The organism is Mesorhizobium terrae, assembly GCF_008727715.1.
Taxonomy (GTDB): Bacteria; Pseudomonadota; Alphaproteobacteria; order Rhizobiales; family Rhizobiaceae; genus Mesorhizobium; species Mesorhizobium terrae.
The window spans coordinates 70,755-95,650 of record NZ_CP044217.1 but is presented as its reverse complement, the minus strand read 5'-3'; the positions used below and the strand labels follow the sequence as shown (position 1 = coordinate 95,650).

Genomic DNA, 24,896 nt, shown 5'->3' with positions numbered 1-24,896 from the left:
TGAGTTTCAACGCGATCTGAATAACCGAGTTTTCGGTTAGCCCGCGGAGCTCCTCTTCGCCTACCGATGGCTGACGGAAGCGTACGAGACCTAACCGAACTATCGGTTATGACTTTGGCCGCTTGCAGCCTGCACGGGGCGCAGCTGTCTTTTCCGCTGAAAGCCCATTCGGCAGCTCGCTTCGGGTACTTCGATTGCCCCGTGGCGGCGAAAAGAAGAAGTTCGAAGGCTATGGCGACGGTTCGTGGCATGAACCTTTCATCTCTCGCGGCGTTCTTCTGGTGCCGCGGGCCGTGTCAACCGGGCGTGACGGTACGGTGAACAGGAAGTCTTTTTCCCGGTTTCTCTTCCTGGCCAACGAAACGGCAGACGAGCGCCTTGTTCCGTCCGGCCCGCGGCACCCGCGAACCAGTTTGGTGCGGCAAGGTCCCTCAGCTGTAACGAACTCCATTATCGAGACCAGGCGCCTGCCGATAGGACTGCGGTCATGCGCGTTCGCTGTCGCCCTCGGTCAGCTTTTCGGCAGCGCATAGGCGATGACCTGGTCGCCGACCTTCGTTTCCATGAAATGGTGTCCGCCGGGCGCGATGACGATGTACTGCCTGCCGTTCACCTCATAAGTCATCGGCGTGGTCTGGCCGCCGGCTGGCAGGTCAGCCTGCCACACCACGTTGCCAGTCTTGATGTCGATGGCGCGCAGCTTGTCGTCCGTCGTTGCGGCAACGAAGATCAAACCACCGGCGGTCACGAGGGGGCCGCCATTGTTCGGGGTGCCGATGGTGAGCGGCAGCATGGACGGTATGCCCCAGGGTCCGTTGTTGACGGCGCTGCCGAGCGGCTTGTCCCACAATGTCTTGCCGGATTTCAGTTCGATGGCACGGATATGGCCATACGGAGGCTCCGAACAGAGCAGTCCGGTCGGCAGCCGCCAGCCCGCGTTGACGTGGATCGCGTAGGGTGAGCCGGCCTGTGGATCGCCCTTGTCGGCCACCGCCTCCGACATCTTGCCCTGGTCTATGGGCTTCAGCCCCATCTTGTCGGCCTCGGCCCGCGGGATGAGTTGGTTGTAGTTCGGCATGTCGTTGTAGTTGGCTATCAGGATACCGCTTTTCGGGTCGACGGCGACGCTGCCCCAGTCCGATCCGCCATTGTATCCAGGATACTCGATGAATGGCCTGTCCGCAGTCGGCGGCGTGTATTCTCCCTTGTAGGCGGCCTGGCGGAACTGGATGCGGCAATAGAGCTGGTCGAGCGGGCTCATGCCCCACATGTCCTTCTCGGTCAGCTCCGGCTGGTCGAGATGGGCATAACCCGAATAGGGCTGAGTCTTGGCCAGTTTGTCCGGCTCGACGCCGCCGATCGGCACGGAACGCTCTTCTACCGGGAACAGCGGCTTGCCCGTCTTGCGGTCCAGCACGTAAATCTGGCCTTGCTTGCTGGGCACCACAATCGCAGGCACCGTGCCTTTCTCGGTCGGCAGGTCGACAAGCGTGGGCTGTGAGCCGAGATCGTAGTCCCACAGGTCATAATGCACCGTCTGGAAGTGCCAGACCGGCTTGCCGGTGGTGACGTCGATCGCGACGATCGAGGAATTGAATTCGTTTTCGAAATCCTTCCGGTTGCCGCCATAGTAGTCCACCGCGGAATTGCCGAGCGGCAGGTAGACATAACCGAGTTCCGGATCGGCCGCTGCAACGGTCCACATGTTCGGCGTGCCGCGCGTATAGGTATCGCCCTCAGGCGGTGCGCCGACGCGGTCGGGATGGCCCATGTCCCACGCCCAGGCGAGCTTTCCGGTGACGGCGTCATAGCCACGTACCACGCCCGATGGCGCATCCTCGGCCTGGCCGTCCTTCACCTGCGCGCCCACGACCGCCACGCCGCGCACGATGGTGGGCGGCGCCGTTACCGAATACCAGCCCGGCACCGTCTTGCCGATGCCTTGATTGAGATCAACCACGCCACGGTCGCCGAAATCCTCGCAGAGCTTGCCCGTCCTGGCGTCGACGGCGATCAGCCTGGCATCGAGCGTTCCCCATTCAATGCGTCTCCCGCAGGGTTGCTCGGCGGAAGCATCGGGAACGGCGTAGTAGGCAACGCCCCGGCAGGTGGCGCCGTAAGGAATGGCGTCGTCGGATACCTTGGGGTCGTAGCGCCATTCTTCCTTGCCGGTCGCCGCGTCTACGGACATGACGATACCCTTGGCCGAACAGGCGAACAGATGGCCGCCGATCTCCAGCGGCGTGTTTTCGGGCGAGTATTCGTCCTTCGCCGCCGCATCGGGCATGTCGCCGGTGTGGAAGGTCCACACCTTTGTCAGCTTCGAGACATTGTCGGCGGTGATCTGTTCGAGCGGCGAATAGCGCCGCGCCAGTTCCGAACCGCCGTAGACCGGCCAGTCATCGCCGGGTTTGTGGATGGCGGTGTCGGCAGCTTTCATTGCGTCCGCCTGCGTCGGCTGGGTCGGAACCGCGGGTGCAACAGGCGCTGCCGAGGCAGCCGGCTGAGCTGGTGCGGCCTCCTGGGATTGCGCCTGCGTGGTGAAATGATCCAGGCCTGCCGCGCCGGCAAGAACCAGAACGGCGATCGAAGCCGCTGCATACGCGCCGTTGGCGTAACGCCGCTTACTGCCCTCTCCGAATAGGGGCAGCGTGAGGAGCACGAAGACCAGAATGACGGTCGGCGCCAGCGTGCGGGGCATGAGGCCCCAGCCGTCCATGCCGACTTCCCAATAGGCCCAGATCAGCGTTGCGACCCAGGTCAGCACGTAAAGCCACACGCCTGCGATGTTGCGGCGAAGCAGAAATATGCCGCACACCAGCAGTGCGACACCTGCGGGCAGATAGTACCACGAACCGCCGAGCGCGATCAGCCACGCGCCGCCTGCGCCGATCAGCACCCCAAGCAGGACCAGCAGCGCGCCGACGAACATGGTCCACCAGTAAGCGACGCCGCCGTTAGGTGAAGTCTCGGTGCGGGTCTGGTCTGCCATGATGTCCTGCCGGAATTAACTGCTGAAACGAAAGGTGATGGTTGCCGAACGCAGAACTTCCCGGATGGTTTCGGTGAATTTGCAGGCCAGCCGCTCTTGCCCGTCACCATTCCGTGATCGCAGGAATCGCCAGGGAACGTGAGTGCGCGGCGGGCGTTCAGGGTCTTATAGTTCGTCCGTGATTGCCGAGGGGATGGCGCAGGTCTTTTCCAGAAATGCCGACGGTATTGCGCGCTTCGCGCTAGGAGGTGTCCTTCTTATGACAGTCATCCTGTGCGTCGCGGGCACCGCATGGCTGCGGTCCGGGTTCGCGAACGGGGTCGGCGAAGCGATCGCGCAGCCCGTCCCGTTCAGCCACAAGCACCATGTCGGCGAACTCGGCATCGACTGCCGCTATTGCCATAACGGCGTGGAGACCTCGGCCTCGGCCGGTCTGCCGGCGACGGAAGTCTGCATGACTTGCCATTCGCAGCTCTACACGAATGCGGCGATGCTGGCGCCAGTGCGGAAGAGCCTTGTCAGCGGCAAACCTCTGCATTGGCAACGCGTCAATTCGGTTCCCGACTTCGTTTTCTTCAATCATTCCATCCACGTCGCCAAGGGCGTCGCCTGCGAAACCTGCCACGGCGAAGTGGACGAGATGCCGCTGATGGAAAAGGCGCATTCGCTGTCGATGGAATGGTGCCTCGGATGCCACCGCGATCTGGAACCCAATCTCAGGCCGCCGCAGGACGTTTTCCTGCTGCACTGGAAACCACCGGACGACATCGAGGATATCCGCAGAAAACTGGTCGGCGTCCTCGGCATCCATCCCGAAACCATGACGGATTGCTATGTCTGCCACCGCTGAGAAAAGCCATGCGGAGATCGACCGGCGCAGCCTTCTGAAACTTGTCGGCGCATCGCTCTCGATGGCGGGGCTCGCCGCTTGCAGCCCCGCGCAGGAGATCGTGCCTTACGTTCGCCAGCCGGAAATCGTCGTGCCCGGCAAGCCGCTGTACTATGCGACGACGCTGTCGAGCCGTGGCTACGGCCTCGGCGCGGTGGTGGAAAGCCATGAAGGCCGACCGACCAAGGTGGAAGGCAATCCCGACCATCCTGCCTCAATGGGCGCGACCGACGCCGTCATGCAGGCGGCAGTGCTTGAGCTTTTCGATCCCGAACGCTCGCGCACGCCAATGAAGAACGGCGTGCCGGCGAGCTACGATGATTTCCTGCGCGACATGGCCGTAGACGCCGCCGACCTCGCCACGACGGGCGGCGAGAGCGCGGCGATCCTCATCGAGGCAACCACCTCTCCGACCCTCAAGACGCAGCTCGAAGATCTGCGGCGCAAATACCCGATGCTGCGCATCTACCGCCACGATCCGCTCGAAACGCCGTCTCCGGAAGAAGCGGCGGCGAAACTGTTCGGCAATTCCTTGGTGCCTGTCTATCATCTCGAACGGGCCGATGTCGTCGTCTCGCTTGACGCCGATTTCCTGGCAGAGGGACCGGGGCGCCTGGCCTACGCCCGGAATTTTTCGGCGCGCCGCCATGTCCGCGCCGTCGCTGATAAGATGAACCGGCTCTATGCCGTCGAATCCACGCCGACGATTACCGGCGCCGCCGCGGACCACCGACAGGCGGTTAAGCCGGGCGCGGTCGAAACCGTCGCCGCGCTCCTGGGCAAGGCGGTTGGCCTCGCCCTGCCGCTCGGGAGCGACAATGTCGCCACCAACATCGACCCGTCATGGATCGAAGCCGCTGCAGCCGACCTGAAAGCGGCAGGGCGGAAGGCTGTCGTCGTCGCCGGCGAACACCAGACGGCTTATGTCCATGCGGTCGCGATCGCCATCAACCGGCAGCTAGGTGCGATAGGGTCCACCGTCACCTTCATCGAACCGCCTCACGCGATGCCAGTCGACGGCGATCTAGGGAACCTGTGCCAGGATATCGAGGGGGGGACAGTCGGCAGGCTTTTTGTCCTGGGCGCCAATCCCCTGGAGACCGCGCCGACCGGCCTCGACGTCGGCAAGGCATTCGGCCGCCTCGATACGCTCGTCCATTGCGGCCTTTATCAGGACGGCACTGCGCGATCGGCGCATTGGCATATCCCTGCCGCGCACGATCTCGAAAGCTGGAGCGACCTACGGGCCTTCGACGGCACGGCTTCCGTCGTCCAGCCATTGATCAAGCCACTCTTCGGCGGCAGGACTTTCCACGAGATCCTCGCCGCGCTCGACGGCGACTTCAACGCCGATTCGCTGTCGCTGGTGCGCGCTACGTGGCTGCCATCGCTCGGCGAGGACGGCTGGCGCACGGCATTGCGCGCCGGAATCATATTCAGCACGGACGCCGCTCCTGTTTCCGTCCATCCCACTGCCGATCTTGACGGACTGAAACTTCGCCAACCTGCAAGCGGCGTCGAATTACGTTTCGTCGCCGACCCGTTCTTGCTCGATGGCCGCCATGCCAACTGCGCCGCCCTGCAGGAACTGCCGCGCCCGTTGACCAAACTCGTCTGGGGCAACGCAGCGCTGATGTCGCCCGCAACCGGCAAGCGGCTGGAATTGGAGACTGGACAGGTCGTCAGCATCACCCGCGCGGGTCATTCGCTCGACGTGCCGGCATGGATCATGCCCGGCCATCCCGACGAGGTCGTAACACTCGCGCTCGGCCATGGCCGACGTGCGGCAGGATCGGTCGCGGCATTAGCCAAAGGGTATGACGCTTTCAGGCTCCGCACGGCCGACGCGCCCTGGTTCATGAGCGGCGCCACATTAAAGGCACGCAACGGCCGAAGCCCGCTGATCACGACCCAGCATCATCATGCGATGGAAGGCCGCGCCATCGTGCGACACGCGTCGCTCGGCGAATTCCACCAAACTCCGGATTTCGTCCAGAAGGGGGTGCCCCCTGCCCCGACCGAATCCCTTTTTCCGGACTGGCCAGCTGAGGACGAAGCCTGGGGCATGTCGATCGACCTTTCGGCGTGCATCGGCTGCATGGCCTGCGTCGCCGCCTGCCAAACAGAGAACAACATCCCGACCGTCGGTCCCGAACAATGCTCGATCGGCCACGAGATGCACTGGTTGCGCGTCGATCGCTACTACGCTGGACCGCCCGAAACGCCCGAGACGCTGTTTCAGCCCGTGCCATGCATGCATTGCGAGAAGGCGCCCTGCGAGGTGGTCTGTCCGGTCAATGCCACCACGCATACCCATGACGGGCTGAACGCGCAGGTCTACAACCGCTGCATCGGCACCCGCTACTGCTCGCAGAACTGCCCCTACAAGGTACGCCGCTTCAACTTTCTTGAATTCCAGGACTTCGACAAGGAGACCGCCGGGCCGGAACAGGCGGCACGCAATCCGAATGTGTCCGTGCGTTCGCGCGGCGTAATGGAGAAATGCACCTATTGCGTCCAGCGCATCAGCGCCAAGCGCATCGAGGCCCAGATCGACAACCGACCGATCGACGACGGGGCAGTCGTTACTGCCTGCCAGCAGGCCTGCCCGACACAGGCCATCAGTTTCGGCGACATCAAGCGAAAGGATTCGCAAGTGGCCAGGGACAAGGCCGCGCCGCACGCCTACGCGCTGCTGGAGGAACTGAACACAAGGCCGCGCACCACCTATCTCGGACGGATCAGGAACACGAAAGAAAATCTCGCCGGCGCAGCCAAGGATTCGGAGAACGGCGATGGCTGAAGCGGTCGCCGCAGCCCGCCGGACGCCGCCGCACCCGCCCGTTCTTCTCGGACGGCACGATCGGCCGGAGATTAGCGGCCGCATCGCCTCGGTCGTGCTGGCGGGGCGGCTGCCGCGCTTCTTCTGGACAGCCTTTTTCCTCTGCTTCCTGCTGGCGATGCTGTTCCTCTATTCGGTCACTTACCTGTTCGCGGTCGGCATCGGCAGCATCGGTGTGAACATCCCGGTCGCCTGGGGCACGATGATCTCGTCCTTCGTCTGGTGGATCGGCATCGGCCACGCCGGCACGCTGATCTCGGCGGTGCTGCTCCTGCTGCGCCAGCCCTGGCGCGCCTCGATCAACCGCTTCGCCGAGGCGATGACTCTGTTCGCGGTCGCCATGGCCGGGCTCTACCCGATCCTGCATCTCGGGCGGCCATGGTTCTTCTACTGGCTCCTGCCGTTGCCCAACACGCACATGCACTGGCCGCAATGGCGCAGCCCGCTGGTGTGGGATTTCGCCGCCATCTCGACCTATGCGACGGTCTCGCTGCTGTTCTGGTACATGGGCCTGATCCCCGATCTGGCCATTCTACGCGATCGGGCGAAGCGGCGCGGAACGCAGGTCTTCTACGGCCTGCTGGCGCTGGGCTGGCGCGGCTCGGCCTATCATTGGGCACGCTATAAGGTGGTCTATTACCTGATGGCGGCGCTGGCGACGCCGCTGGTCGTCTCGGTGCATTCCATCGTCGCGCTCGATTTCACCTTCGCCATCGTGCCCGGCTACCACTCGACGATCTTCCCGCCCTATTTCGTCGCCGGCGCGCTGCTGTCCGGCTTCGCCATGGTGCTGACCATCGCCATCCCTTTGCGTTGGGCTTTTTCGGTCGAGGACCTGATCACGCTCAAGCACATGGACAATGCGGGCAAGCTGATGATCGCCTCGGGCATGGTCGTCATCTACGGCTACGCGTCGGAAGCCTTCTTCGCCTGGTACTCCGGCGAGACCTACGAGCGCATGATGATGGTGCAGCGCGCGGTCGGCCCCTATTCCGTCCTGTTCTGGACGATGCTCGCCTGCAATTGCGTCGCGCTGCAGCTTTTGTGGCTGCGCTCCGTCCGCCGCAACATGCCGCTGCTCTTCGCGGTCGCGGTCATCATCAATATCGGCATGTGGATCGAGCGCTACGTCATCGTCGTCAGCGGCCCGAGCCGCGACTTCCTGCCATCCGCCTGGGGCGAGCAGTCGCTGACCTGGCTCGACTACGGCATCCTGTTCGGATCGCTCGGCACCTTCTTCGCGCTGGTCTTCCTGTTCGTCCGCATCCTGCCCGCGATCACCATCTTCGAGGTCGAGGAACTGGCTGAGGAGGGCAAGGGCTCATGACGCTGCACGGTGTCATCGCCGCCTTCACCGATGCCGAGCGCCTCACGGACGCAGCGCGAGCCATGCGTGAGCGAGGCTATCACCGGATGGACGCCTATTCGCCTTACCCGGTGGACGGGCTGGCCGAGATCCTTGCGATGCCCAGGACGCGCCTGCCCTGGATCGTGCTGGCCGGCGCTGTGCTGGGAGGCGCCTTCGCGTACGGTCTGATCCTCTATTCGGTCGAGATCGACTATCCGCTCGATGTCGGCGGCAGGCCGCTGCATTCCTGGCCGGCCTTCACGGTCATCGCCTTCGAAGCCGCGATCCTGGGTGCCGCGATCGCCGGCTTCATCGGCATGGTCGTCGCCAACGGCCTGCCGCGCTACTACCACCCCGTCTTCAACGCCGAGATTTTTACGTTCGCCAAAGGGGGCGGTTTCTACCTGCTGGTCGAAGCGACTGATCCCCAGTTCGGCAGGGACGCGACCAAGGCGCAGCTGCGGCGGCTCGGCGCGGCTTCCGTGGCGGAGGTGAAGGCATGAAGCAGGCCCTCTGTCTCATCGCTCTGATGGGCCCGCTGCTCACGGGTTGCGACCAGCAGATGGCCGACCAGCCGCGCTACGATCCGCTGGAGAAAAGCGATCAGTTCTCCGACGGCATGTCGGCGCGCACGCCGGTGCCCGGCACGGTCGCGCGCGACGCGGACCTCGCAGCGACGCCTCAGGAGATACCGACGCCGGTGACCCTCGCCATGCTGCAAAGAGGACGCGAGCGCTTCGAAATCTTCTGCGCGCCCTGTCATGGCCGCGCGGGCGATGGCCGCGGCGTCGTGGTGCGGCACGGTTTCCCAGCGCCGCCGAGTTATCATCAGGATGCTTTGCGGCAGGCATCGGACCGACACTTCTACGACGTCATCACGAACGGCTACGGAGCCATGTATTCCTACGCTGCGCGCGTCCCTCCGGCCGACCGTTGGGCTATCGTCGCCTATATCCGCACCCTGCAATATGCGCGTACCGTGCCGGCGGCGGCCTTGCCTGCCGAACTGCGCGGCAAGCTTCACGCGGAGGCTTCGCCATGACGCTTCCGCGCGACAAAGGAACCAGGATGCTGGTTCTCGTGAGCGGAGCCGGGCTACTGCTCTGCATCGCAGGCGCCTTGATCGACCTGCGCCTGGCGCTCACCGCTTGGCTGACGGCGGCACTAGTGTTGGTCAGCCTGCCGCTCGGCGCCATGACCTTGCTGATGATCCACGGCCTGACCGGCGGCCGCTGGGGCGAGGCCATGCGGCCGCCATTGCGCGCGACGGTCGCTACACTGCCACTCGCGCTCGTCTTCCTTCTACCGATCCTGTTGCGGCCGGATCTCGTCTTTCCGTGGGCCGTTGCAGATGTCTCCGCCCTGCCCGAGGCGGTGCGGGCGAAGCTCGCCTATCTCAACACGCCGTTCTTCCTCGTCCGGTTTGCCGGCTGCGCGGTTCTGTGGCTGGCGCTTGCCTTCTTCGTCCTGCAATGGACCGATCCCGACGCGCCCCAGTCCAACACGCGTGGCTTCGCGCTGGGCCTGGTCGTCCACGCCGCCGCCGTCACCGTCTTCTCGACCGACTGGATGTTGTCGCTCGACCCGGAGTTCACCTCCACCATCTATGCCATGCTGGAGGCGTCGGCCGAGGTGGTGGGCGCGGCCGCACTGGCACTGCTGGTCCTTGCCGCCACACGCTCCATCGAAGTCCTGCCGGGCGGCGAAGGCGATGCGGTGCTCGGCGAGGACGTCGCCAACATGCTGTTCGGTTTCATGCTAACCTGGGCCTATCTCGCCTTCATGCAATGGATCGTGGTCTGGGCCGGCGACCTACCCAACGATATCGGCTGGTACCTGCGGCGCGGAACGGGCGGATGGCGTGTGCTGCTCTGGCTGGTCGTCCTGTTGCAGTTGGCCCTGCCCTTTGCCGCCTTCCTGGCGCGAACCGTCAAGCGCAGCCATCGCGGGCTTGTCTGGTTGGCGATCGTCGTGCTGGCCGGTCACATGATGGAATCTGTCTGGCGCATCCGTCCCGCGCTGGCCACGCCGCGCCTGTCGCTCGCGTGGCTGGACCTGGCAGCGCCGGTGGCCGCCGGCTGCCTCTGGACGACGATGTTCGTCATCGTGCTGAGAGAGCCAAGCCGCATCTTCTTCTGGCGGGAGATAGCGCATGGCTGAAGTCCGCCATCCCGAGACACGCGACATCTGGCCGAGGGCGCTGCTGCTGTTCGCCGGCGGCCTCGTCGTCTTCCTGCTTGTGTCGCTCGGCGTGCTCTATCTCCTTTTCCGGCCGCAGGCGTTGTGGCCGCAGCCCGGCGCCGAGTGGTCGAGCAACGAGGCGACTCCTGCTCTCTCGACATCGCCGCACGAGGATCTCGCGGCTGTGCGACGGGCGGAGGAGGCCGAACTGGAGAAACTGGCCTGGGTCGATCGCGCCAAGGGCATTGCGCGCATCCCCATCGAGGAAGCAATGAAACTGGTCGCCCAGAACGGCCTGCCGCACTGGACGGCCGAAGCAGCCTCTCCCTCGAGCGACGAATGCAGCCTGCTGACGGGCGACGTGCCGCGCACACCGCAAGCCGCGTCCTGCCGCGATACCGCAAACGGAGCCAAACCATGAGGGGGGCCCTCGCGGCATTCCTGCTGGTGCTGGCAGCGACGACCGCCAGCGGCGCTGTGGAGCGCCCGTCCTTCGATCCCAAGATCGGCGCGCAGCTCGATCCGGATCGCCCTCTACGCGATTCGACCGGGGCGAAAACAAGCTTGGCTGATGTGCTTGCCGGAAAGCCGGCGCTGGTCGTCTTCGGCTACGACAAATGCCCGAACCTATGCGGCGTAACCCAGCAGGCCGTCGCCTCCGACCTAAACAAGACAGGTCTTGATCCTTCGGCCTATCGGGCTCTCTTCATCTCGATCGACCAAACCGAGACAAGCGAAGACGCCACTGCGGCGAAAGAAGCCGTAGCCCAGTCGGCCGGCGCGGACGGGCTGAGGGCATGGCGTTTCCTGACCGGGCCTGAGGGCGCTGCGCTCGCAAGCGAAGCGGGCATCAGCTTCGACACGCGACCGCGCATCGACCAGTTCGTGCATCCCATCGCCGTGCTCGCCGTCACGCCGGGCGGAAAGATCTCGCGCGTCCTGCCGGCGCTGTCCTTCGAGCCCCGCGATCTTCGGCTGGCGCTGGTAGAGGCCTCCGCAAACAAGCTCGGCTCGATCGCCGACCATGTCTTCCTGCTATGCGCCGGCTTCGACACATCGAAAGGCCAATATACGCCGGCCATATGGGCAGCGCTGAAGCTCGGCAGCCTCGCCACGCTGCTGGCGATGGGAGCGTCGGTTCTCCTCATGGTCCGGAGGCGGACATGAGCTTCGGCATTCCCTTCGTGCCGGATGAGGCCTCGTCGATCGCCGGCAGGGTGGACGCGTTGTTCTACGCGCTGCTGGCCTTCACCCTGCTGCTCGGCCTGTTCCTGACCGCATTGGTGGTCGGCTACGCCGTCAAATACCGCGCCGGCTCTAGCGCCGACCGCACAGGCCAGCGCGGCCGCAGCCTGCCGCTGGAGATCGGCTGGACGAGCGCCAGCCTGGTGATCGCCTTCATCTTCTTCGGCTGGGGCGCTGTCTTGTTCGTTCAGCGCGATCGCCCGCCGTCCGATGCTCTGGAGATAGCTGCCCTCGGCAAGCAATGGATGTGGACGTTCCGCCATCCCGGCGGCCAGCGCGAGATCAATGAATTGCACGTCCCGGCAGGCAGACCAGTAGTTGTCTCGCTCGCTTCCCAAGACGTGATCCATTCCTTTTACGTCCCGGCTTTCCGTCTCAAGCAGGACGCCGTGCCCGGCCGCACCACGCACCTCTGGTTCACCGCCGTCAAGCCCGGCCGCTACCACCTCTTCTGCGCCGAATATTGCGGCACGCAGCATTCCGAAATGGGCGGCTGGGTGACCGTGATGCCCCCGGAGGACTTTGCCAAATGGCTTTCGGCCCAGGGCGAAAGCGAATCGCTGGCGCAAAGCGGCGAAAAACTGTTCCGGGCATTGGGCTGTTCCGGCTGCCACGGCCCGTCCAGCAAGGTGCGCGCGCCCGACCTCGCCAACGTTTACGGCAGACCTGTCGCGCTTGCGGACAGGCAGACTGTTCTGGCGGACGAGCGCTATCTGAGGGATTCGATCCTGCAGCCCGCCAAGGAGATCGCCGCAGGCTATGAACCCGTCATGCCGAGCTTCGACGGCCTCATCGACGAGGGGGAACTCCAGATGTTGGTCGCCTACCTGAAATCGCTTTCCTCCGAACGATCGACTCCGAGCGAGGCAACCCCATGAGCAGCGAAACCTTGCGCGCCGGAAATTACCTGCAGGAAGGGGCCGGAATCGGCTCCTGGCTGCTCACCACCGACCACAAGCGCATCGCCTGGCTCTATCTCGCCTCGCTGACCGCCTTCTTCTTCCTCGGCGGCTTCTTTGCGTTGATGATCCGCGTGGAACTGGCCACGCCCGCAGGCGACCTCGTCTCCGACGTCGTCTACAACCGCTTCTTCTCGCTGCACGGCATCATCATGGTCTGGTTCTTCCTGGTGCCGTCGATCCCGGCGACGCTGGGCAATTTCCTGCTTCCCCTGATGATCGGGGCGCGCGACCTCGCCTTCCCGCGCCTGAACCTTGCGAGTTGGTACGTCTTCATCCTGGGAAGCCTGTTCACGCTGGCGGCCGTGCTGCTCGGCGGCGTCGACACGGGCTGGACCTTCTACACGCCGCTCTCCTCGATCTATTCCGATAGCTACGTCTCAACCGCGGCGTTAGGCGTCTTCATCGTCGGCTTCTCGTCGATCATGACCGGCATCAACTTCATCGTTACCGTGCACAAGCTGCGCGCGCCGGGACTGACCTGGTTCCGCCTGCCCATCTTCGTCTGGACCCTCTACGCAACCAGCCTGGTGATGGTGCTGGCGACGCCCGTGCTTGCCGCCTCGCTGATCCTGATCGTGCTCGAACGGGTGTTCGGCCTCGGCATCTTCGATCCGGGGCTCGGCGGCGACCCGCTGCTGTTCCAGCACCTGTTCTGGTTCTATTCGCACCCGGCGGTCTACATCATGATCCTGCCGGGCATGGGCGTGGTGTCGGAAATCCTACCCTGCTTCAGCCGACGCCCACTGTTCGGCTATGCGTCGGTCGCGCTGGCCTCGATGGCGATCGCCGTGTTCGGCTTCCTGGTCTGGGGCCATCACATGTTCGTCTCCGGCCAGTCGACCTATGCCGGCGTCGTCTTCTCGTTCCTCTCCTTCTGCGTCGCCATTCCCTCCGCCATCAAGGTGTTCAACTGGAGCCTGACGCTGCGCAAGGGCGAGATCACCTTCGAGGCGCCGATGCTCTACGCGCTGTTCTTCCTGGCGCTGTTCACCTTCGGCGGCCTGTCCGGTCTGTTCCTCGCCGCGCTCGCCGTGGATGTCCACGTCCACGACACCTATTTCGTCGTGGCGCATTTCCACTACATCATGGTCGGCGGCATGGTGATGGCCTACATGGGCGGGCTGCATTTCTGGTGGCCTAAAATGACCGGCCGCCTCTATCCCGAGGCCTGGGCCCGGGTCGCGGCGGTCACCACCTTCATCGGCTTCAACCTGACCTTCTTTCCGCAGTTCGTGCTCGGCTTCAACGGCATGCCGCGGCGCTACCACACCTATCCGCCGGAGTTCCAGTTCTGGCACGTGCTGTCGTCAGCAGGCGCGGTAGTGTTGGCGGCGGGCTACCTGATGCCGCTCTATTATCTGGGCCGTTCCCTGTGGACGGGAGCGAAGGCGTCCGACAACCCTTGGGGCGCGACGGGACTCGAATGGCAAACCGGGTCACCCCCGCCGCCGCAAAACTTCGCGGTGACCCCGGTGGTGACGCGGCCGGCCTACGACTATCCGATGAAGGGACTGGAGCACGAGCGCTTCAGCCCGCACCGGGAGACGGCGGCGTGAGGACGAGCGTCGAGAGCGTCGCCTTCGACACGGCCCGTCGCGAGCAGGCGGCCGACACGTTCGGCATGTGGGTGTTCATCGGCTCGGAGGCGATGCTGTTCGGTGCCGTCATGCTGGTCTTCTTTGTCGCCCGGGTCAGCTACGGCCCGGCCTTTGCGGCAGCGTCGAAGCACCTGTCGCTGGCGCTCGGCACGCTGAACACCGCCGTGCTCATCACTTCGAGCTTCGCCATGGCGCTGGCGCATCTTTATTCCGGCGCAGGCCGCTCGCGCGCGGCGACGCTCGCGCTTGGCGCGACGGCCCTGCTCGGCATCGCCTTCCTTGTCATCAAGGGCACCGAATACGCCATGGAATTCCACGAGGGCATCGCCCCGGTACTCGGCGCGCCGTTCACCTTCGACGGGCCGGATCCGGCGCAGGCGCAATTCTTCTTCAGTCTCTATTTCGCGATGACCGGGCTGCACGGACTGCACCTGCTCGGCGGCATTGCCGTCATCGGGTGGCTGCTCGCGCTCTGGCGGCACACCGAGCCGGACAGCCGCGCCCGGCGCGTGCAGGCGGTCGGGCTCTACTGGCATTTCGTCGACGTCGTCTGGGTTTTCCTGTTCCCAATCCTCTATCTGATCAACCGATGAGGCGTTCATGAGCGAAATCCGCCAACTTGCTCTTGCCTATCTCGGCCTCATGGCGCTGCTGGCACTGACCGTGGGATCATCGTTCCTCGATCTCGGCGGTTTCAATTCGGCGGTCAACCTCGCGATCGCGGCGGCCAAGGCCGGCGTGATCGCCGTCCTGTTTATGCATCTGGTCAAAACGGAACCGCTGCCGCGGCTGGCGGTCGCGGCAGCGGGCCTGTGGCTGGCCATCCTGTTCGGCCTGACGCTTGCCGGACAATGGATCAACGGGACCTGAGCCTCCGAGACGAGAATGCTCTACTGCTCTGCCGATATTTAATAGCCTCCTACGAGAGACCGGCTGACACCCGACGTCACGGGGCGGCTGACGACACGCGACAACGTGGAGCTCGATCGGAACTTTCCGTCCTGGGCGTGGACTCGGTCGCGCTTCTGCCCGTAGCCAGGGTCATTCGGACTCTTGCAGCTGGGAAGTTTTCAAATCCATAAGCCTCGCTTGCGCACTCTGCGGCGCGGAGGTGACACGCCACACCGTGTTGCCGACGTCGTCGGCAATCAGCAGCGCGCCGGTCTTGTCGATCGCGACGCCGACCGGCCTGCCATGCGTTTCGTCGTCGTTCTTCAGGAACCCGGTGACGAAATCCTCGGCCTTACCGCTCGGCTTGCCTTCCTTGAACGGCACGAAGACGACCTTGTAGCCGTTGAAATGGCCGCGGTCCCAACTGCCGTGCTCGCCGACAAAGGCTCCGCCCTTGTACTGGGTCGGGAAACTGTCGCCCGTGTAGAACGCCAGGCCGAGCGGAGCGACATGCGAACTCAGGGCATAGTCCGGCGGGATCGCCTTGGCGACGAGGTCCGGCCGCTGCGGCATCACCCGCGGGTCCACATGCTGGCCGTAGTAGCTGTAGGGCCAGCCGTAGAATGCGCCGTCCTTCACGGACGTCATGTAGTCGGGCACGAGGTTCGGCCCGAGTTCGTCCCGCTCGTTGACGACGGTCCAGAGCGCGCCGCTTTCCGGCTCCCAGCTCAACCCGTTCGGATTGCGCAGTCCGTCGGCGAAGATGCGCCAGCGGCCGGTCGTCCGGTCGACTTCCCATATGGCTGCGCGATTCTTCTCGGCTTGGATCCCGTTCTCGGTGATGTTGGAATTGGAGCCGACGCCGACATAGAGCAGCGTGCCGTCTTTCGAGGCGACGAGGCTCTTGGTCCAGTGATGGTCGATCGGACCCCCCGGAAGGGCCGTGAGCGGCGTGCCAGGCTCCGTGATCTTCGTTTCCCCTTCCTTGTACGGGTAGCGCATGATGGAATCGGTGTTGGCGACATACAGGTCGGAACCGACGAGCGCGACTCCGAAGGGCGAACTCAGATGATCGAGGAAGACGTTTTGGGTCTCCGGCTTGCCGTCGCCATTGGCGTCCCGTAACAACGTGATGCGGTTGCTTCCGCCGCTGCCCTCGCCGCCGGTCGACAACGATTCGATCCAGCCCATGACGAGATCTTTCGGGCGCTTGAGGCCTTCGACGCCTGGCCCCTTGGATTCGACCACGAGAACATCGCCGTTGGGCAGCACGTAGAGCGAACGCGGATGCTGCAGGCCTGTCGCCAGCGCTTCCACCTTGAAACCTTGTGGAACCTTCGGTGTCTCGCCATCCTTCCAGCCGACGATCGATGCCAGATGCATCGGCGGGAAAAGATACTGCTGCGGCTCGGGCAGGTTCGGATTGGGACCGACCTGGCTTGCGGTGTCGAACGTATCGTCGCTGCAAGCGCCAAGCGCCAGCAGGGAAGCGCCGAGCAGCGCCCGCGCCATTCCGCGGCGAACGGGAGAGGAGAAGACCGAACGTGTCATTCCGCTACTCCTACATGGTGACGGTAGACCATCGCCCATCCCAACCAACCCGTGACGAGCAGGATGAGAACGACGATCGCGGAAAGGACCAGCCCCCACGGCACGACGGAAGTCCAGGCATCGCGCGTGTGCACGAACATGTTGACGATCGCTAGGACGAGCGCGAGGAGATTTCCGAGGAAATGCGGCCAGGCGGGGGATTGCGCCCGCACCAGTCGGTTTCCGAGGAAGTCGGTCAGTCCGGCGATTGCGGCGAGGATGCCCATGATCACGCCGACCGTAACGAGCCAGGCGGAGAAATCAGCCCACATCATGTCGGCGGTACGCCAATAGGCAATGTCAGTCAGCAGCGTCCCGACGAAGCAAACGATCGGAAACGGCACCAGCATTGGATGTATGGGATGGCCGGCGATGCTCGCCGTGGAACGGGGATATTCTGGCATCGACGTGTCTTCCGGTTGCCGTGAACGATCATCAACCCGGATGCCCTGCGAAAGTTCCGCGAGCCATCGGACCAATCACTCGGTCTTGACCGTTCGAAGCCGGTAGCCGCTGGTGGACGGCCGGCTCCGCGAATCTTGCCTGCCGATCTTGGCTTTGCACGGATGCAATCGCGCATCGCCGGAACAAGGCCAGGTTGAGCGAGTTTCGCAACAATGACGCGCTTCCTCCTGCCTCTGTCCACTCCTCCCATGGAGGCAAAGACGGCCAACGAAATTCCCGTTGAAGGCGGACCATCGCAATATGAACCCAAATGGGATGGGTTCCGCTGCCTGATCTTCAAAGAGGGCGACGCGGTCGAGCTTCGGGCTAAGTCAGGCAAGTCGCTCAGTCGGTTCTTTCCCGAGGTGGTCGGAACTTTCCGGACCGCGAAGCCGGCCCGTTTTGTAGCGGACAGCGAGTTGGTCATCGAGGCCGACGGGCGCAGCTCCTTCGAGTTCCTTCAGATGCGATTGCATCCCGCGGAGAGCCGAATCCAGAAACTGGCGGTTGAGACCCCCGCGACTACGGTCCTTTTCGACGCCCTCGCTTCTGTCGACGACGGGCGGCTCTTCGAAAAGCCGCTGGGCGAGAGACGGCCCGCTCTGGAGGCCCTGGCGGAAATGCTGGACGCTGGCCGCACGCGGCTTTCGCCGCAGACCCGCGACCGGGACATCGCGGCCTTGTGGCTGGCGGAACGGTCCGGCAGGACGGACGGGATCGTTGCCAAACAACTCGACGAACCCTACCGCCCGGGCGAGAGAACCATGATCAAGGTGAAGCCACTCCGGAGCGCGGACTGCGTTGTCGGCGGTTTCCGATACCTGAGGCAAAAGCGCGGGGTCGGTTCGTTGCTGCTCGGTCTCTATGACAACCAAGGCCTGCTTCATCATGTCGGCTTCACCTCGGCTCTCGCCAATACCGACCGGAGCGAACTCACGCGGAAGCTGGAAGCGCTGAAGGCCGCGTCAAGCTTCAGCGGACGCTCCCCGGGGGGGCCGAGCCGCTGGAGCAATGAGCGCTCGGGCGACTGGCAGCCTGTTAAGCCCGAGCTGGTGGCCGAGGTGCGCTACGACCATGTCTCGGACGACCGTTTCAGGCATGGCACCAAGCTATTGCGCTGGCGCCCCGACAAATCCCCCAGACAATGCACCTTCGATCAACTCTCCCAAGATTGACGAGCGACTGCCCCATACGCTTCTAGCGTGCAACCGTACATTTCAAATCCGAAAGCAGCCCGTCCTTCAGTCCATACACCCAGCCGTGGATGGCCACGTCGGCACCTTCCTTCCACGCGTTCTGAATAACCGGCGTGCGAGCGAGACGCTTGACTTGTTCGGCCACTGATGCCTCGCAAAGGCGATCCAACCCTTCTTCGTTCCAGTCCCCGCATTCGCGGCAGGAGAACCCGGCGTCCGCGACGTCCCGAATGGGCTGAATCCAGTTGTCGATCAAACCGAAGCTTTGACCGCTCACCGCGGCGCGGATGCCGCCGCAGCCGTAGTGGCCGCATATGATGATGTGCTTGACGCGGAGTTGCCGGACCGCAAATTCGACGACGGACAACATGTTCAGGTCAGTCGGGTGAATGAGATTGGCGACGTTGCGGTGCACGAACACCTCGCCCGGCTCCAACCCGGCGATGACGTTTGCAGGTACACGGCTGTCGGAACAGCCGATCCAGAGGTATTCGGGCTGCTGGAGATTGGAAAGGCGTTCGAAATAATCTGGTCTTTCGGCGATCCGCTCCGCTGACCATGCCCTGTTGTTCTCGAATAATTGCTCGATCAACTGCCATTCTCCTTATCGTACCGAAATGTGGACCGTCGCGATGACGCGGCGGCATCGCGATGTCGTGAGCACCTCTCGGTCGCCCGTCGTTGCCGCGACGAGTCAGCCTCGCCGCTCCGACAGCCTCTTGAGCGCCTCGACCGTCGCCGCGTCAAGGTATTCAGGTCGCCCGTTTTGCTCCTAGCGGCATCTCGTGTCGGCATGGTGGACATCGATTCTTTGGATCGAGGCTGCCGTCACGAACGGCGCAGACTTGAGCGTCAAGGACACCAGCTCCGTTTCCACGCGGCGGCGCGAAGTTCGCCAGGACGAGCGTGGCGCCCCGATCGCCACGTACAAGCCAGGCATCCACCGTTTGATGGCTTCCCCCGGCTGGGACCATCTTCGTCCTGGACGAGCGACATGATTAAGATGCAAGTCGGCAACCGCACGACCCCCTCTCAATTTGCCCCGCCAGCTGATGACTCACCGGGAAGCGTCGACACGTCCGACGGCTTCGGTGGCAAGGGTCGAATTCTACGCGCAGCCAGCAGGAATGTTGGACGCGTTTCGGTTCTGCACCGACCGTTGGCTCCCCTAAGGACTGTCACCGTCGTCCCAACTCGCCAACCCTTTGAATTCAGATTCTTTTTGACTCCGGAACCATACTGGCGGCCAATGTCTTTATTGACTCGCATAGGTTGTGACGGAGTGCGAGTGCCATGGTAGCGGCGCGGGCGAACTGGAAGGGTTACATCAAGTTCGGAGAAGTCGCCTGCGCGGTTGCGCTTTTTACCGCGTCCTCCTCCTCCGAGCGCATCGCCTTCAACACGCTCAACCGCGCCACCGGCAACCATGTCCGCCGCGAGTTCGTCGACAGCGAGACGGGCGACCCCGTCGAGCGGGAGGATCAGGTCAAGGGCTACGAGATCGAGAACGGCGATTTTGTCGTGCTCGAACCGGAGGAAATCGCCGCGGCGGTTCCGGAAAGCGACAAGACGCTGAAGATCGAAGCTTTCGTGCCGTGCGACGAGATCGATGACGTCTATTTCGACAAGCCTTACTACCTTGCGCCCGACAGGATGGGCGCCGACGCCTTCGGGCTGCTGCGCGACGGCATGCGGCAGGCGAAGGTCGCCGCGCTGGCGCGCACGGTCCTGTTTCGCCGGCTGCGTACGGTGCTGATCCGTCCACACGGCAAAGGCCTGATCGGCACGACCCTGAACTTCGACTACGAGGTGCGGTCCGCCAAGGAAGCTTTCGAGGACATTCCCGCCATGAAGATCGAGGGCGAGATGCTGGATCTCGCCAAGCACATCATCAACACCAAGAAAGGATCGTTCGACGCCAAGAGCTTCGACGACCGTTACGACGCAGCGGTCGCCGAGCTGGTCAAGGCCAAGATCGAAGGCAAGCCGTTGCCGAAGAAGAAGGTGTCGCCGCCCTCGAAACCGAGCGATCTCTTGCAGGCTCTGCGCCAGAGCGCGGGCCTGAAATCGAGCGAGAAGACGAAACGCCCCGCTGCGAAATCCAAGCCCAGCGCCAAGGAGCCGAAGCGCGCCGCCAACTCCAAGCGCGCGGCTTGATCGGAGGACGCCATGGCGGTTCGCCCCTACTGGAAAGGCTATCTGAAGCTGTCGCTGGTGACGTGCCCCGTGCAGATGATGCCGGCAACCTCGGAAAGCGAGAAGGTTCGCTTTCATACGCTCAATCGTGAGACCCACAACCGGGTGGTGAGTCACTATGTCGATGCCGTCACCGGCAAGGAAGTCAGCGACGAGGACGAGGTCAAAGGCTACCAGCGCGGCGAGAACGACTATGTCCTCCTCGAAGACGAGGAGCTGGAAAACGTCGCGCTCGACAGCACCAAGACCATCGATATCGATGTCTTCTCGCCGCGCGATTCTATCGAATGGATCTGGCTCGACACGCCCTATTATCTCTCGCCCAACGATCCAGTCGGCGAGGAGGCGTTCTCGGTCATCCGCGACGCGATGGCCGCGGAAGACATGGTCGGCATTTCCCGGCTAGTTATCTCGCGCCGCGAGCGGGCGGTCATGCTGGAGCCGCGCGGCAAAGGCATCGTCTTGTGGACGCTGCGCTATGGCGACGAGGTGAGGAACGAGGAGGCTTATTTCGAGGGGATCAACGACAACAAGTCGGATTCCGAGATGATGCCGCTGATCCAGCAGTTCATCAAGAAACAGACCCGGCACTGGGACAGCAAGCTCGTCGCCGATCCGGTGCAGGACAAGCTGCTTGAAATCATCGAGGCCAAGCGCAAGAAGACGAAGCGTCCGGCGAAGGCGAAGGGCGCCGCGCCGAAGGCCACGCCGAACAATGTCATCAACATCATGGACGCGCTACGCAAGTCCGTCGAGGCCGAGAACCGCTCGGGCAAGCGCTAGGATGCGCCGTGCGTCGAAACCGACGGCCCCGCTGCTGACGCCATCTGAGCCAGTGATCCGGTCGCCACGCATGCGCCGACGTGATCCGAGGCAGCCGGATTTGCCCTTCGACCCGATGCCACAGCGGATCGAGCCCTGTCTCGCGCTTCTGAAGCCGAACGCGCCGGCAGGTCCGGACTGGCTGTTCGAGATCAAATGGGACGGCTACCGGCTCGCCGTTCATATCGACCGGCAGGACGTCCGCATCATCACGCGGGGCGGCCATGACTGGACGCACCGGTTTCCCTCGATCGCGGCCGCCGCCAGGCAGCTCGGCGTTCATGCGGCGATCCTCGACGGCGAAGCGGTCGTTCTCGACACTAGCGGGCGATCTGATTTCGGGGCGCTGCAGACGTCGCTCGGCGGGCGGGGCGGCAAGAGAACGTCGACCGAGTCAATTCTCATGGTGTTCGACCTGCTCTATCTCGACGGACATGATCTCACCGGCTCCGAGCTGTCGGTGCGCCGTCATCTGCTGGAGGATCTGGTCGTGCCCCGCAGCGACGGCGCAATCCGGCTTTCCGAGGAAGTGGAAGCCGACGGCGCGCAACTCCTCAAGCATGCCTGCCAGATCGGCCTGGAAGGCATCATCGCCAAGCGGCGCCACCAGCCCTATCGGACCGGCCGCACCGGCGACTGGCTCAAGATCAAATGCGTCCAGAGCGAGAGCTTCATGATCGTCGGCTACCAAGCCTCCGTGTCGGCGCGTGGCGGCATCGGCAGCCTGCTGCTCGCCGGGAAACGCGGCCATGACTGGGTCTATGTCGGAGAGGCCGGAACTGGCTTCAACGGCAAGGACGCCGCCTCGCTTCGAAGGGCTCTCGACACCTTGAAGACAAAGACGCCGGCCGTGCCTCTGAAAGGCAAGAACCTCATCTTCGCGCAGCCCACGCTGATCGCCGAGATCGAGTTCCGCGGCTGGACCAGGGACGGCAGTCTGAGACACGCTTCCTACAAGGGCTTGCGCGAAGTGCAGGACAATGCCGCCGTCTTCGATATGAACGATCGCGAGGTCTGACTACGCCGCCTGCTTCATCGACCGGGCTAGCCGTTTGATCGCCTCCCGCAATGGGCGACGACCGTCGCCATAGTCCTTCCAGGCCGCGGTCTTCGAAAGCAATCCGGGCACGGTACGCAGCGTATAGCGCTTCGGGTCGAGATCGGCTTTGACCTGGCTCCAGGTCAGCGGCATCGACACCGTCGCTCCGGGCCGGGCGCGCGGCGACAACGGCGCGACGGCCGTCGCCATGCGGTCGTTGCGCAGATAGTCGAGGAAGATGCGGCCGTGGCGCTGGTTCTTCGCCATCTTGATCAGATAGAGGTCCGGATTGTCGCGTGCCATTTGCAGACAGACGTCATGCGCAAAGCCCTTTGCCTCAGGCCAGGTCAGTTTGCTGCGCTTGGTTACAGCAAGCGGCGTGACGACGTGCAGTCCCTTGCCGCCGGTCGTCTTGCAGAAGCTGACGAGACCGAGAGCGTCGAGGCGTTCGCGCATTTCCTTTGCCGCTTCGACCACTTTCGAGAACGGGACGTCGGGACCGGGATCGAGATCAAATACCAGCCTGCCCGGCACTTCCGGCTGCTGCGGCGCGCAATTCCAAGGGTGCAGCTCGAGCGCGCCGATCTGGGCGACCGCAGCGAGCCCTTCGACGCGGTCGATCTGCAGGTAGGGTTTCTTGTCGCCAAACACCTTCACCAGCTCCAGCAGATTGGAGGTTCCGGGCATGGCATGACGCTGGAAGAACTGCTCGCCGCCGATCCCGTCCGGCGCGCGGATGATCGAGCACGGCCGCCCGCTGATATGCTCGATCAGCCAGGAGCCGACGGACTCGTAGTAGCGGGCCAGATCCTCCTTGGTGACCGGCTTGCCGTCATTGGCGTCGGGCCACAGCGGCTTGTCCGGATTCGAGATCAGCACGCCCATGACATTGACCTTGCCGCCGCGGCGGGCAGTCCTCACCGACGTCGGCGCCGCTGGCTCCGGCACCTCCGTCTTTGCTGGTTGGGCGGGTTTCTCGGCCTCGATCTCGGCCGCCGGTTTGTCCTCGCGCAGGCCTTTGAACGCGGCCTGCCGCACGAGGCCGTCCGACGTCCAGCCGGCGAACTCGATCTCAGCGACCAGTTCAGGCTTCAGCCATGTCACGCCAGCCTCCTTCTTCGGCGCGCCGATGCCGGTAAACGGCGACTTCGCGGCCGCGACCGCCTTCAGCTTCGGCACCAGGTCCTTCACGTTGGCGGCGCTATAGCCGGTGCCTACGCGCCCGACATAGACGAAGTGGTCGCCGCGATTGACGCCGACCAGGAGCGACCGGAACTTGCCGTTCGTGGTCGAATAGCCGCCGATGACGACCTCGTGACCGGCACGACATTTGGATTTCGCCCAGCTATCCGTGCGTCCGGAGACGTAGGGCGCGTCGGCGCGCTTCGAGACGATGCCTTCGAGCGACAGCCGGCAGGCCGAGCGCAGTACGGCTTCGCCACCGGTCTCGAAATGCTCGACGAAACGGATGCGGGCATCTTCGCCGGCGTCGGTCAGGAATTGCTGGAGCCGGGCCTTGCGCTTCGAGAGCGGCAAGGGACGAAGATCCTCGCCGCCGTCGAACAAGAGATCGAACGCGAAATAGACCAGATCGTCGGTCTTGCCTTCCGAAAGAGCGGCCTGCAGCGCGGCGAAGTCCGGCGCGCCGTTCTCGTCGAGCGCGCAGATCTCGCCGTCTATGATAGCGTCCGGGAGGTCGCCTGCGGCGTGCGCGATGGCGGGATATTTGGCCGTCCAGTCGAGACCCTTGCGGGTTTTCAGGGTCACCTTCCCGTCGAGCACCCGCATCTGGATGCGATAGCCATCGAACTTGATCTCGTGCAGCCAGCCGCTTTCGGAGGGCGGTCGGGCAAGCGACTCGCAAAGCTGCGGCGCGATGAAATCGGGCAGGTCGACGGCGCTGGCGGTCTCCGGTTTCTTCGTTCCGCGAGCCTTCCGCTTCCGCTCATCGGCCGCGAGTCCGGTGCGGCTGTCCCACACGGCGTCGGCTTCGACCTTACCGTCTACCAGCATGAACGGCTTCGGCTTGCGGCCTTTTCCGGAAGCGATCGCCTCCATGCTGCGCCCGGAGGCGACCGACGTCTCATTCTCGTCCAGAACCGCGCCTCCGTTTTCCTCCACCGCGTATTCATCGCGATGCTTGATCAGCAGCCAGTTGGTGCGTTTGCCGCGCTCGCGGCCGTTCGCCATCCGCACCAGGACGAAGCTGCCATGAAGCCGCTCGCCCTCGAGCGTGAACTTGAAATCGCCCTTGGCCAGCGCCTGTTCCGGGCTCTTCTTTCCTTCCGGCTCCCAGTAGCCGCGGTCCCAGAGCATGACCGTGCCGCCGCCATACTGGCCTTTAGGAATCGTCCCTTCGAAATCGCCGTAGTCTAGTGGATGGTCTTCCACCTCTACGGCGAGGCGCTTGTCGTGCGGATCGAGCGACGGACCGCGCGTCACGGCCCAGGATTTGAAGACGCCGTCCAGTTCGAGCCGAAGATCGTAGTGCAGCCGTGTCGCGTCGTGTTTCTGTATGATGAAGCGCCGGCGATTTGACGGTCTTGTCGCCTCCCGGCCACTTGGCTCCTTTGTGAGCGTGAAATCGCGCTTGGCTTTGTACTTCGAGAGCTTGTCGGTCGCCATCAGGTCCTCGGAGCGGGAATGGGAAATCCTTCGTCG

21 protein-coding genes are annotated in these 24,896 nt (G+C 63.9%); 16 read left to right on the top strand and 5 right to left on the bottom strand.

The annotated features are described in order from the left end of the window. Window positions 1-511: 511 nt before the first annotated feature. Window positions 512-2,992: a membrane-bound PQQ-dependent dehydrogenase, glucose/quinate/shikimate family gene (locus FZF13_RS00485; protein WP_065996745.1), complete on the bottom strand. Its 2,481-nt coding sequence runs from the start codon at window positions 2,990-2,992 to the stop codon at window positions 512-514. A 193-nt stretch (window positions 2,993-3,185) separates the two neighbouring features. Between FZF13_RS00485 and FZF13_RS00480 the strand changes: the two genes are divergently transcribed. The 12 genes from FZF13_RS00480 to FZF13_RS00425 are packed head-to-tail and all read left to right on the top strand — an operon-like array spanning window position 3,186 to window position 14,927. After that, a complete protein-coding gene (locus FZF13_RS00480; protein ID WP_065996746.1) occupies window positions 3,186-3,842 on the top strand; it encodes a cytochrome c3 family protein in 657 nt (218 codons plus the stop codon). Next, window positions 3,826-6,684: a 4Fe-4S dicluster domain-containing protein gene (locus FZF13_RS00475; protein ID WP_065996747.1), complete on the top strand. Its 2,859-nt coding sequence runs from the start codon at window positions 3,826-3,828 to the stop codon at window positions 6,682-6,684. The genes FZF13_RS00480 and FZF13_RS00475 overlap by 17 nt, the downstream gene beginning before the upstream one ends. Beyond that, window positions 6,677-8,050, top strand: a complete 1,374-nt coding sequence (gene nrfD / locus FZF13_RS00470; protein ID WP_065996748.1) for an NrfD/PsrC family molybdoenzyme membrane anchor subunit — start codon at window positions 6,677-6,679, stop codon at window positions 8,048-8,050. The genes FZF13_RS00475 and nrfD overlap by 8 nt, the downstream gene beginning before the upstream one ends. Continuing rightward, complete coding sequence (locus tag FZF13_RS00465) at window positions 8,047-8,574, top strand: DUF3341 domain-containing protein (protein WP_065996749.1); 528 nt, start codon at window positions 8,047-8,049, stop codon at window positions 8,572-8,574. The genes nrfD and FZF13_RS00465 overlap by 4 nt, the downstream gene beginning before the upstream one ends. Next, entirely contained in the window at window positions 8,571-9,113 is a 543-nt protein-coding gene (locus tag FZF13_RS00460) for a c-type cytochrome (protein WP_065996750.1), read from the top strand. The genes FZF13_RS00465 and FZF13_RS00460 overlap by 4 nt, the downstream gene beginning before the upstream one ends. Next, a complete protein-coding gene (locus FZF13_RS00455; protein ID WP_065996751.1) occupies window positions 9,110-10,231 on the top strand; it encodes a hypothetical protein in 1,122 nt (373 codons plus the stop codon). The genes FZF13_RS00460 and FZF13_RS00455 overlap by 4 nt, the downstream gene beginning before the upstream one ends. Further along, window positions 10,224-10,673: a hypothetical protein gene (locus FZF13_RS00450; protein WP_065996752.1), complete on the top strand. Its 450-nt coding sequence runs from the start codon at window positions 10,224-10,226 to the stop codon at window positions 10,671-10,673. Before FZF13_RS00455 ends, FZF13_RS00450 begins: the two co-directional genes overlap by 8 nt. After that, a complete protein-coding gene (locus FZF13_RS00445; protein ID WP_065996753.1) occupies window positions 10,670-11,419 on the top strand; it encodes an SCO family protein in 750 nt (249 codons plus the stop codon). Before FZF13_RS00450 ends, FZF13_RS00445 begins: the two co-directional genes overlap by 4 nt. Beyond that, window positions 11,416-12,375 (top strand): cytochrome c oxidase subunit II, encoded by a 960-nt coding sequence (gene coxB / locus FZF13_RS00440; RefSeq protein WP_065996754.1) that lies wholly within the window; start codon window positions 11,416-11,418, stop codon window positions 12,373-12,375. The genes FZF13_RS00445 and coxB overlap by 4 nt, the downstream gene beginning before the upstream one ends. Continuing rightward, entirely contained in the window at window positions 12,372-14,015 is a 1,644-nt protein-coding gene (locus FZF13_RS00435; RefSeq protein ID WP_065996755.1) for a cytochrome c oxidase subunit I, read from the top strand. The genes coxB and FZF13_RS00435 overlap by 4 nt, the downstream gene beginning before the upstream one ends. Beyond that, complete coding sequence (locus FZF13_RS00430) at window positions 14,012-14,650, top strand: cytochrome c oxidase subunit 3 (RefSeq protein ID WP_065996756.1); 639 nt, start codon at window positions 14,012-14,014, stop codon at window positions 14,648-14,650. Before FZF13_RS00435 ends, FZF13_RS00430 begins: the two co-directional genes overlap by 4 nt. A gap of 7 nt (window positions 14,651-14,657) precedes the next feature. Next, window positions 14,658-14,927 (top strand): cytochrome C oxidase subunit IV family protein, encoded by a 270-nt coding sequence (locus tag FZF13_RS00425; protein WP_065996757.1) that lies wholly within the window; start codon window positions 14,658-14,660, stop codon window positions 14,925-14,927. A 171-nt stretch (window positions 14,928-15,098) separates the two neighbouring features. Here the strand turns inward: FZF13_RS00425 and FZF13_RS00420 are convergent, their stop codons facing one another. Further along, window positions 15,099-16,499 carry a PQQ-dependent sugar dehydrogenase gene (locus FZF13_RS00420; RefSeq protein ID WP_083237622.1) on the bottom strand — a complete coding sequence of 467 codons (1,401 nt, stop codon included), beginning with the start codon at window positions 16,497-16,499 and terminating at the stop codon, window positions 15,099-15,101. Further along, on the bottom strand, window positions 16,496-16,942 hold the full coding sequence (locus FZF13_RS00415) for a DUF2231 domain-containing protein (protein WP_065996758.1): 447 nt from the start codon (window positions 16,940-16,942) through the stop codon (window positions 16,496-16,498). Before FZF13_RS00415 ends, FZF13_RS00420 begins: the two co-directional genes overlap by 4 nt. A 213-nt stretch (window positions 16,943-17,155) precedes the next feature. Here FZF13_RS00415 and FZF13_RS00410 point away from each other — a divergent pair, with 213 nt between their 5' ends. Further along, window positions 17,156-18,157 (top strand): ATP-dependent DNA ligase, encoded by a 1,002-nt coding sequence (locus FZF13_RS00410; protein WP_065996759.1) that lies wholly within the window; start codon window positions 17,156-17,158, stop codon window positions 18,155-18,157. A 22-nt stretch (window positions 18,158-18,179) separates the two neighbouring features. Here the strand turns inward: FZF13_RS00410 and FZF13_RS00405 are convergent, their stop codons facing one another. Further along, window positions 18,180-18,770, bottom strand: a complete 591-nt coding sequence (locus tag FZF13_RS00405) for a carbonic anhydrase (protein ID WP_065996760.1) — start codon at window positions 18,768-18,770, stop codon at window positions 18,180-18,182. Window positions 18,771-19,471: 701 nt separating this feature from the next. Between FZF13_RS00405 and ku (FZF13_RS00400) the strand changes: the two genes are divergently transcribed. Genes ku (FZF13_RS00400) through ligD (FZF13_RS00390) form a run of 3 tightly spaced genes read left to right on the top strand, consistent with a single transcriptional unit; the run spans window position 19,472 to window position 22,214 of the window. Next, entirely contained in the window at window positions 19,472-20,335 is an 864-nt protein-coding gene (ku, locus tag FZF13_RS00400; RefSeq protein ID WP_065996761.1) for a non-homologous end joining protein Ku, read from the top strand. 12 nt (window positions 20,336-20,347) lie between these two features. After that, entirely contained in the window at window positions 20,348-21,157 is an 810-nt protein-coding gene (gene ku, locus FZF13_RS00395; RefSeq protein WP_065996762.1) for a non-homologous end joining protein Ku, read from the top strand. A 1-nt stretch (window position 21,158) separates the two neighbouring features. Beyond that, complete coding sequence (gene ligD, locus FZF13_RS00390) at window positions 21,159-22,214, top strand: non-homologous end-joining DNA ligase (protein WP_065996763.1); 1,056 nt, start codon at window positions 21,159-21,161, stop codon at window positions 22,212-22,214. Here the strand turns inward: ligD (FZF13_RS00390) and ligD (FZF13_RS00385) are convergent, their stop codons facing one another. Beyond that, on the bottom strand, window positions 22,215-24,860 hold the full coding sequence (gene ligD, locus FZF13_RS00385; RefSeq protein ID WP_065996764.1) for a DNA ligase D: 2,646 nt from the start codon (window positions 24,858-24,860) through the stop codon (window positions 22,215-22,217). It abuts the gene before it with no gap. Between the last annotated feature and the right edge of the window lie 36 nt (window positions 24,861-24,896).

Coding starts and splice junctions, on each gene's coding strand:
- FZF13_RS00475 (WP_065996747.1), top strand. CDS start 3,826: ATGTCTGCCACCGCTGAGAAAAGCCATGCGGAGATCGACCGGCGCAGC.
- FZF13_RS00460 (WP_065996750.1), top strand. CDS start 8,571: ATGAAGCAGGCCCTCTGTCTCATCGCTCTGATGGGCCCGCTGCTCACG.
- nrfD (WP_065996748.1), top strand. CDS start 6,677: ATGGCTGAAGCGGTCGCCGCAGCCCGCCGGACGCCGCCGCACCCGCCC.
- FZF13_RS00450 (WP_065996752.1), top strand. CDS start 10,224: ATGGCTGAAGTCCGCCATCCCGAGACACGCGACATCTGGCCGAGGGCG.
- FZF13_RS00465 (WP_065996749.1), top strand. CDS start 8,047: ATGACGCTGCACGGTGTCATCGCCGCCTTCACCGATGCCGAGCGCCTC.
- FZF13_RS00415 (WP_065996758.1), bottom strand. CDS start 16,942: ATGCCAGAATATCCCCGTTCCACGGCGAGCATCGCCGGCCATCCCATA.
- FZF13_RS00485 (WP_065996745.1), bottom strand. CDS start 2,992: ATGGCAGACCAGACCCGCACCGAGACTTCACCTAACGGCGGCGTCGCT.
- FZF13_RS00410 (WP_065996759.1), top strand. CDS start 17,156: ATGACGCGCTTCCTCCTGCCTCTGTCCACTCCTCCCATGGAGGCAAAG.
- ku (WP_065996761.1), top strand. CDS start 19,472: ATGGTAGCGGCGCGGGCGAACTGGAAGGGTTACATCAAGTTCGGAGAA.
- ligD (WP_065996764.1), bottom strand. CDS start 24,860: ATGGCGACCGACAAGCTCTCGAAGTACAAAGCCAAGCGCGATTTCACG.
- FZF13_RS00420 (WP_083237622.1), bottom strand. CDS start 16,499: ATGACACGTTCGGTCTTCTCCTCTCCCGTTCGCCGCGGAATGGCGCGG.
- FZF13_RS00445 (WP_065996753.1), top strand. CDS start 10,670: ATGAGGGGGGCCCTCGCGGCATTCCTGCTGGTGCTGGCAGCGACGACC.
- FZF13_RS00455 (WP_065996751.1), top strand. CDS start 9,110: ATGACGCTTCCGCGCGACAAAGGAACCAGGATGCTGGTTCTCGTGAGC.
- coxB (WP_065996754.1), top strand. CDS start 11,416: ATGAGCTTCGGCATTCCCTTCGTGCCGGATGAGGCCTCGTCGATCGCC.
- FZF13_RS00425 (WP_065996757.1), top strand. CDS start 14,658: ATGAGCGAAATCCGCCAACTTGCTCTTGCCTATCTCGGCCTCATGGCG.
- ku (WP_065996762.1), top strand. CDS start 20,348: ATGGCGGTTCGCCCCTACTGGAAAGGCTATCTGAAGCTGTCGCTGGTG.
- FZF13_RS00435 (WP_065996755.1), top strand. CDS start 12,372: ATGAGCAGCGAAACCTTGCGCGCCGGAAATTACCTGCAGGAAGGGGCC.
- ligD (WP_065996763.1), top strand. CDS start 21,159: ATGCGCCGTGCGTCGAAACCGACGGCCCCGCTGCTGACGCCATCTGAG.
- FZF13_RS00480 (WP_065996746.1), top strand. CDS start 3,186: ATGGCGCAGGTCTTTTCCAGAAATGCCGACGGTATTGCGCGCTTCGCG.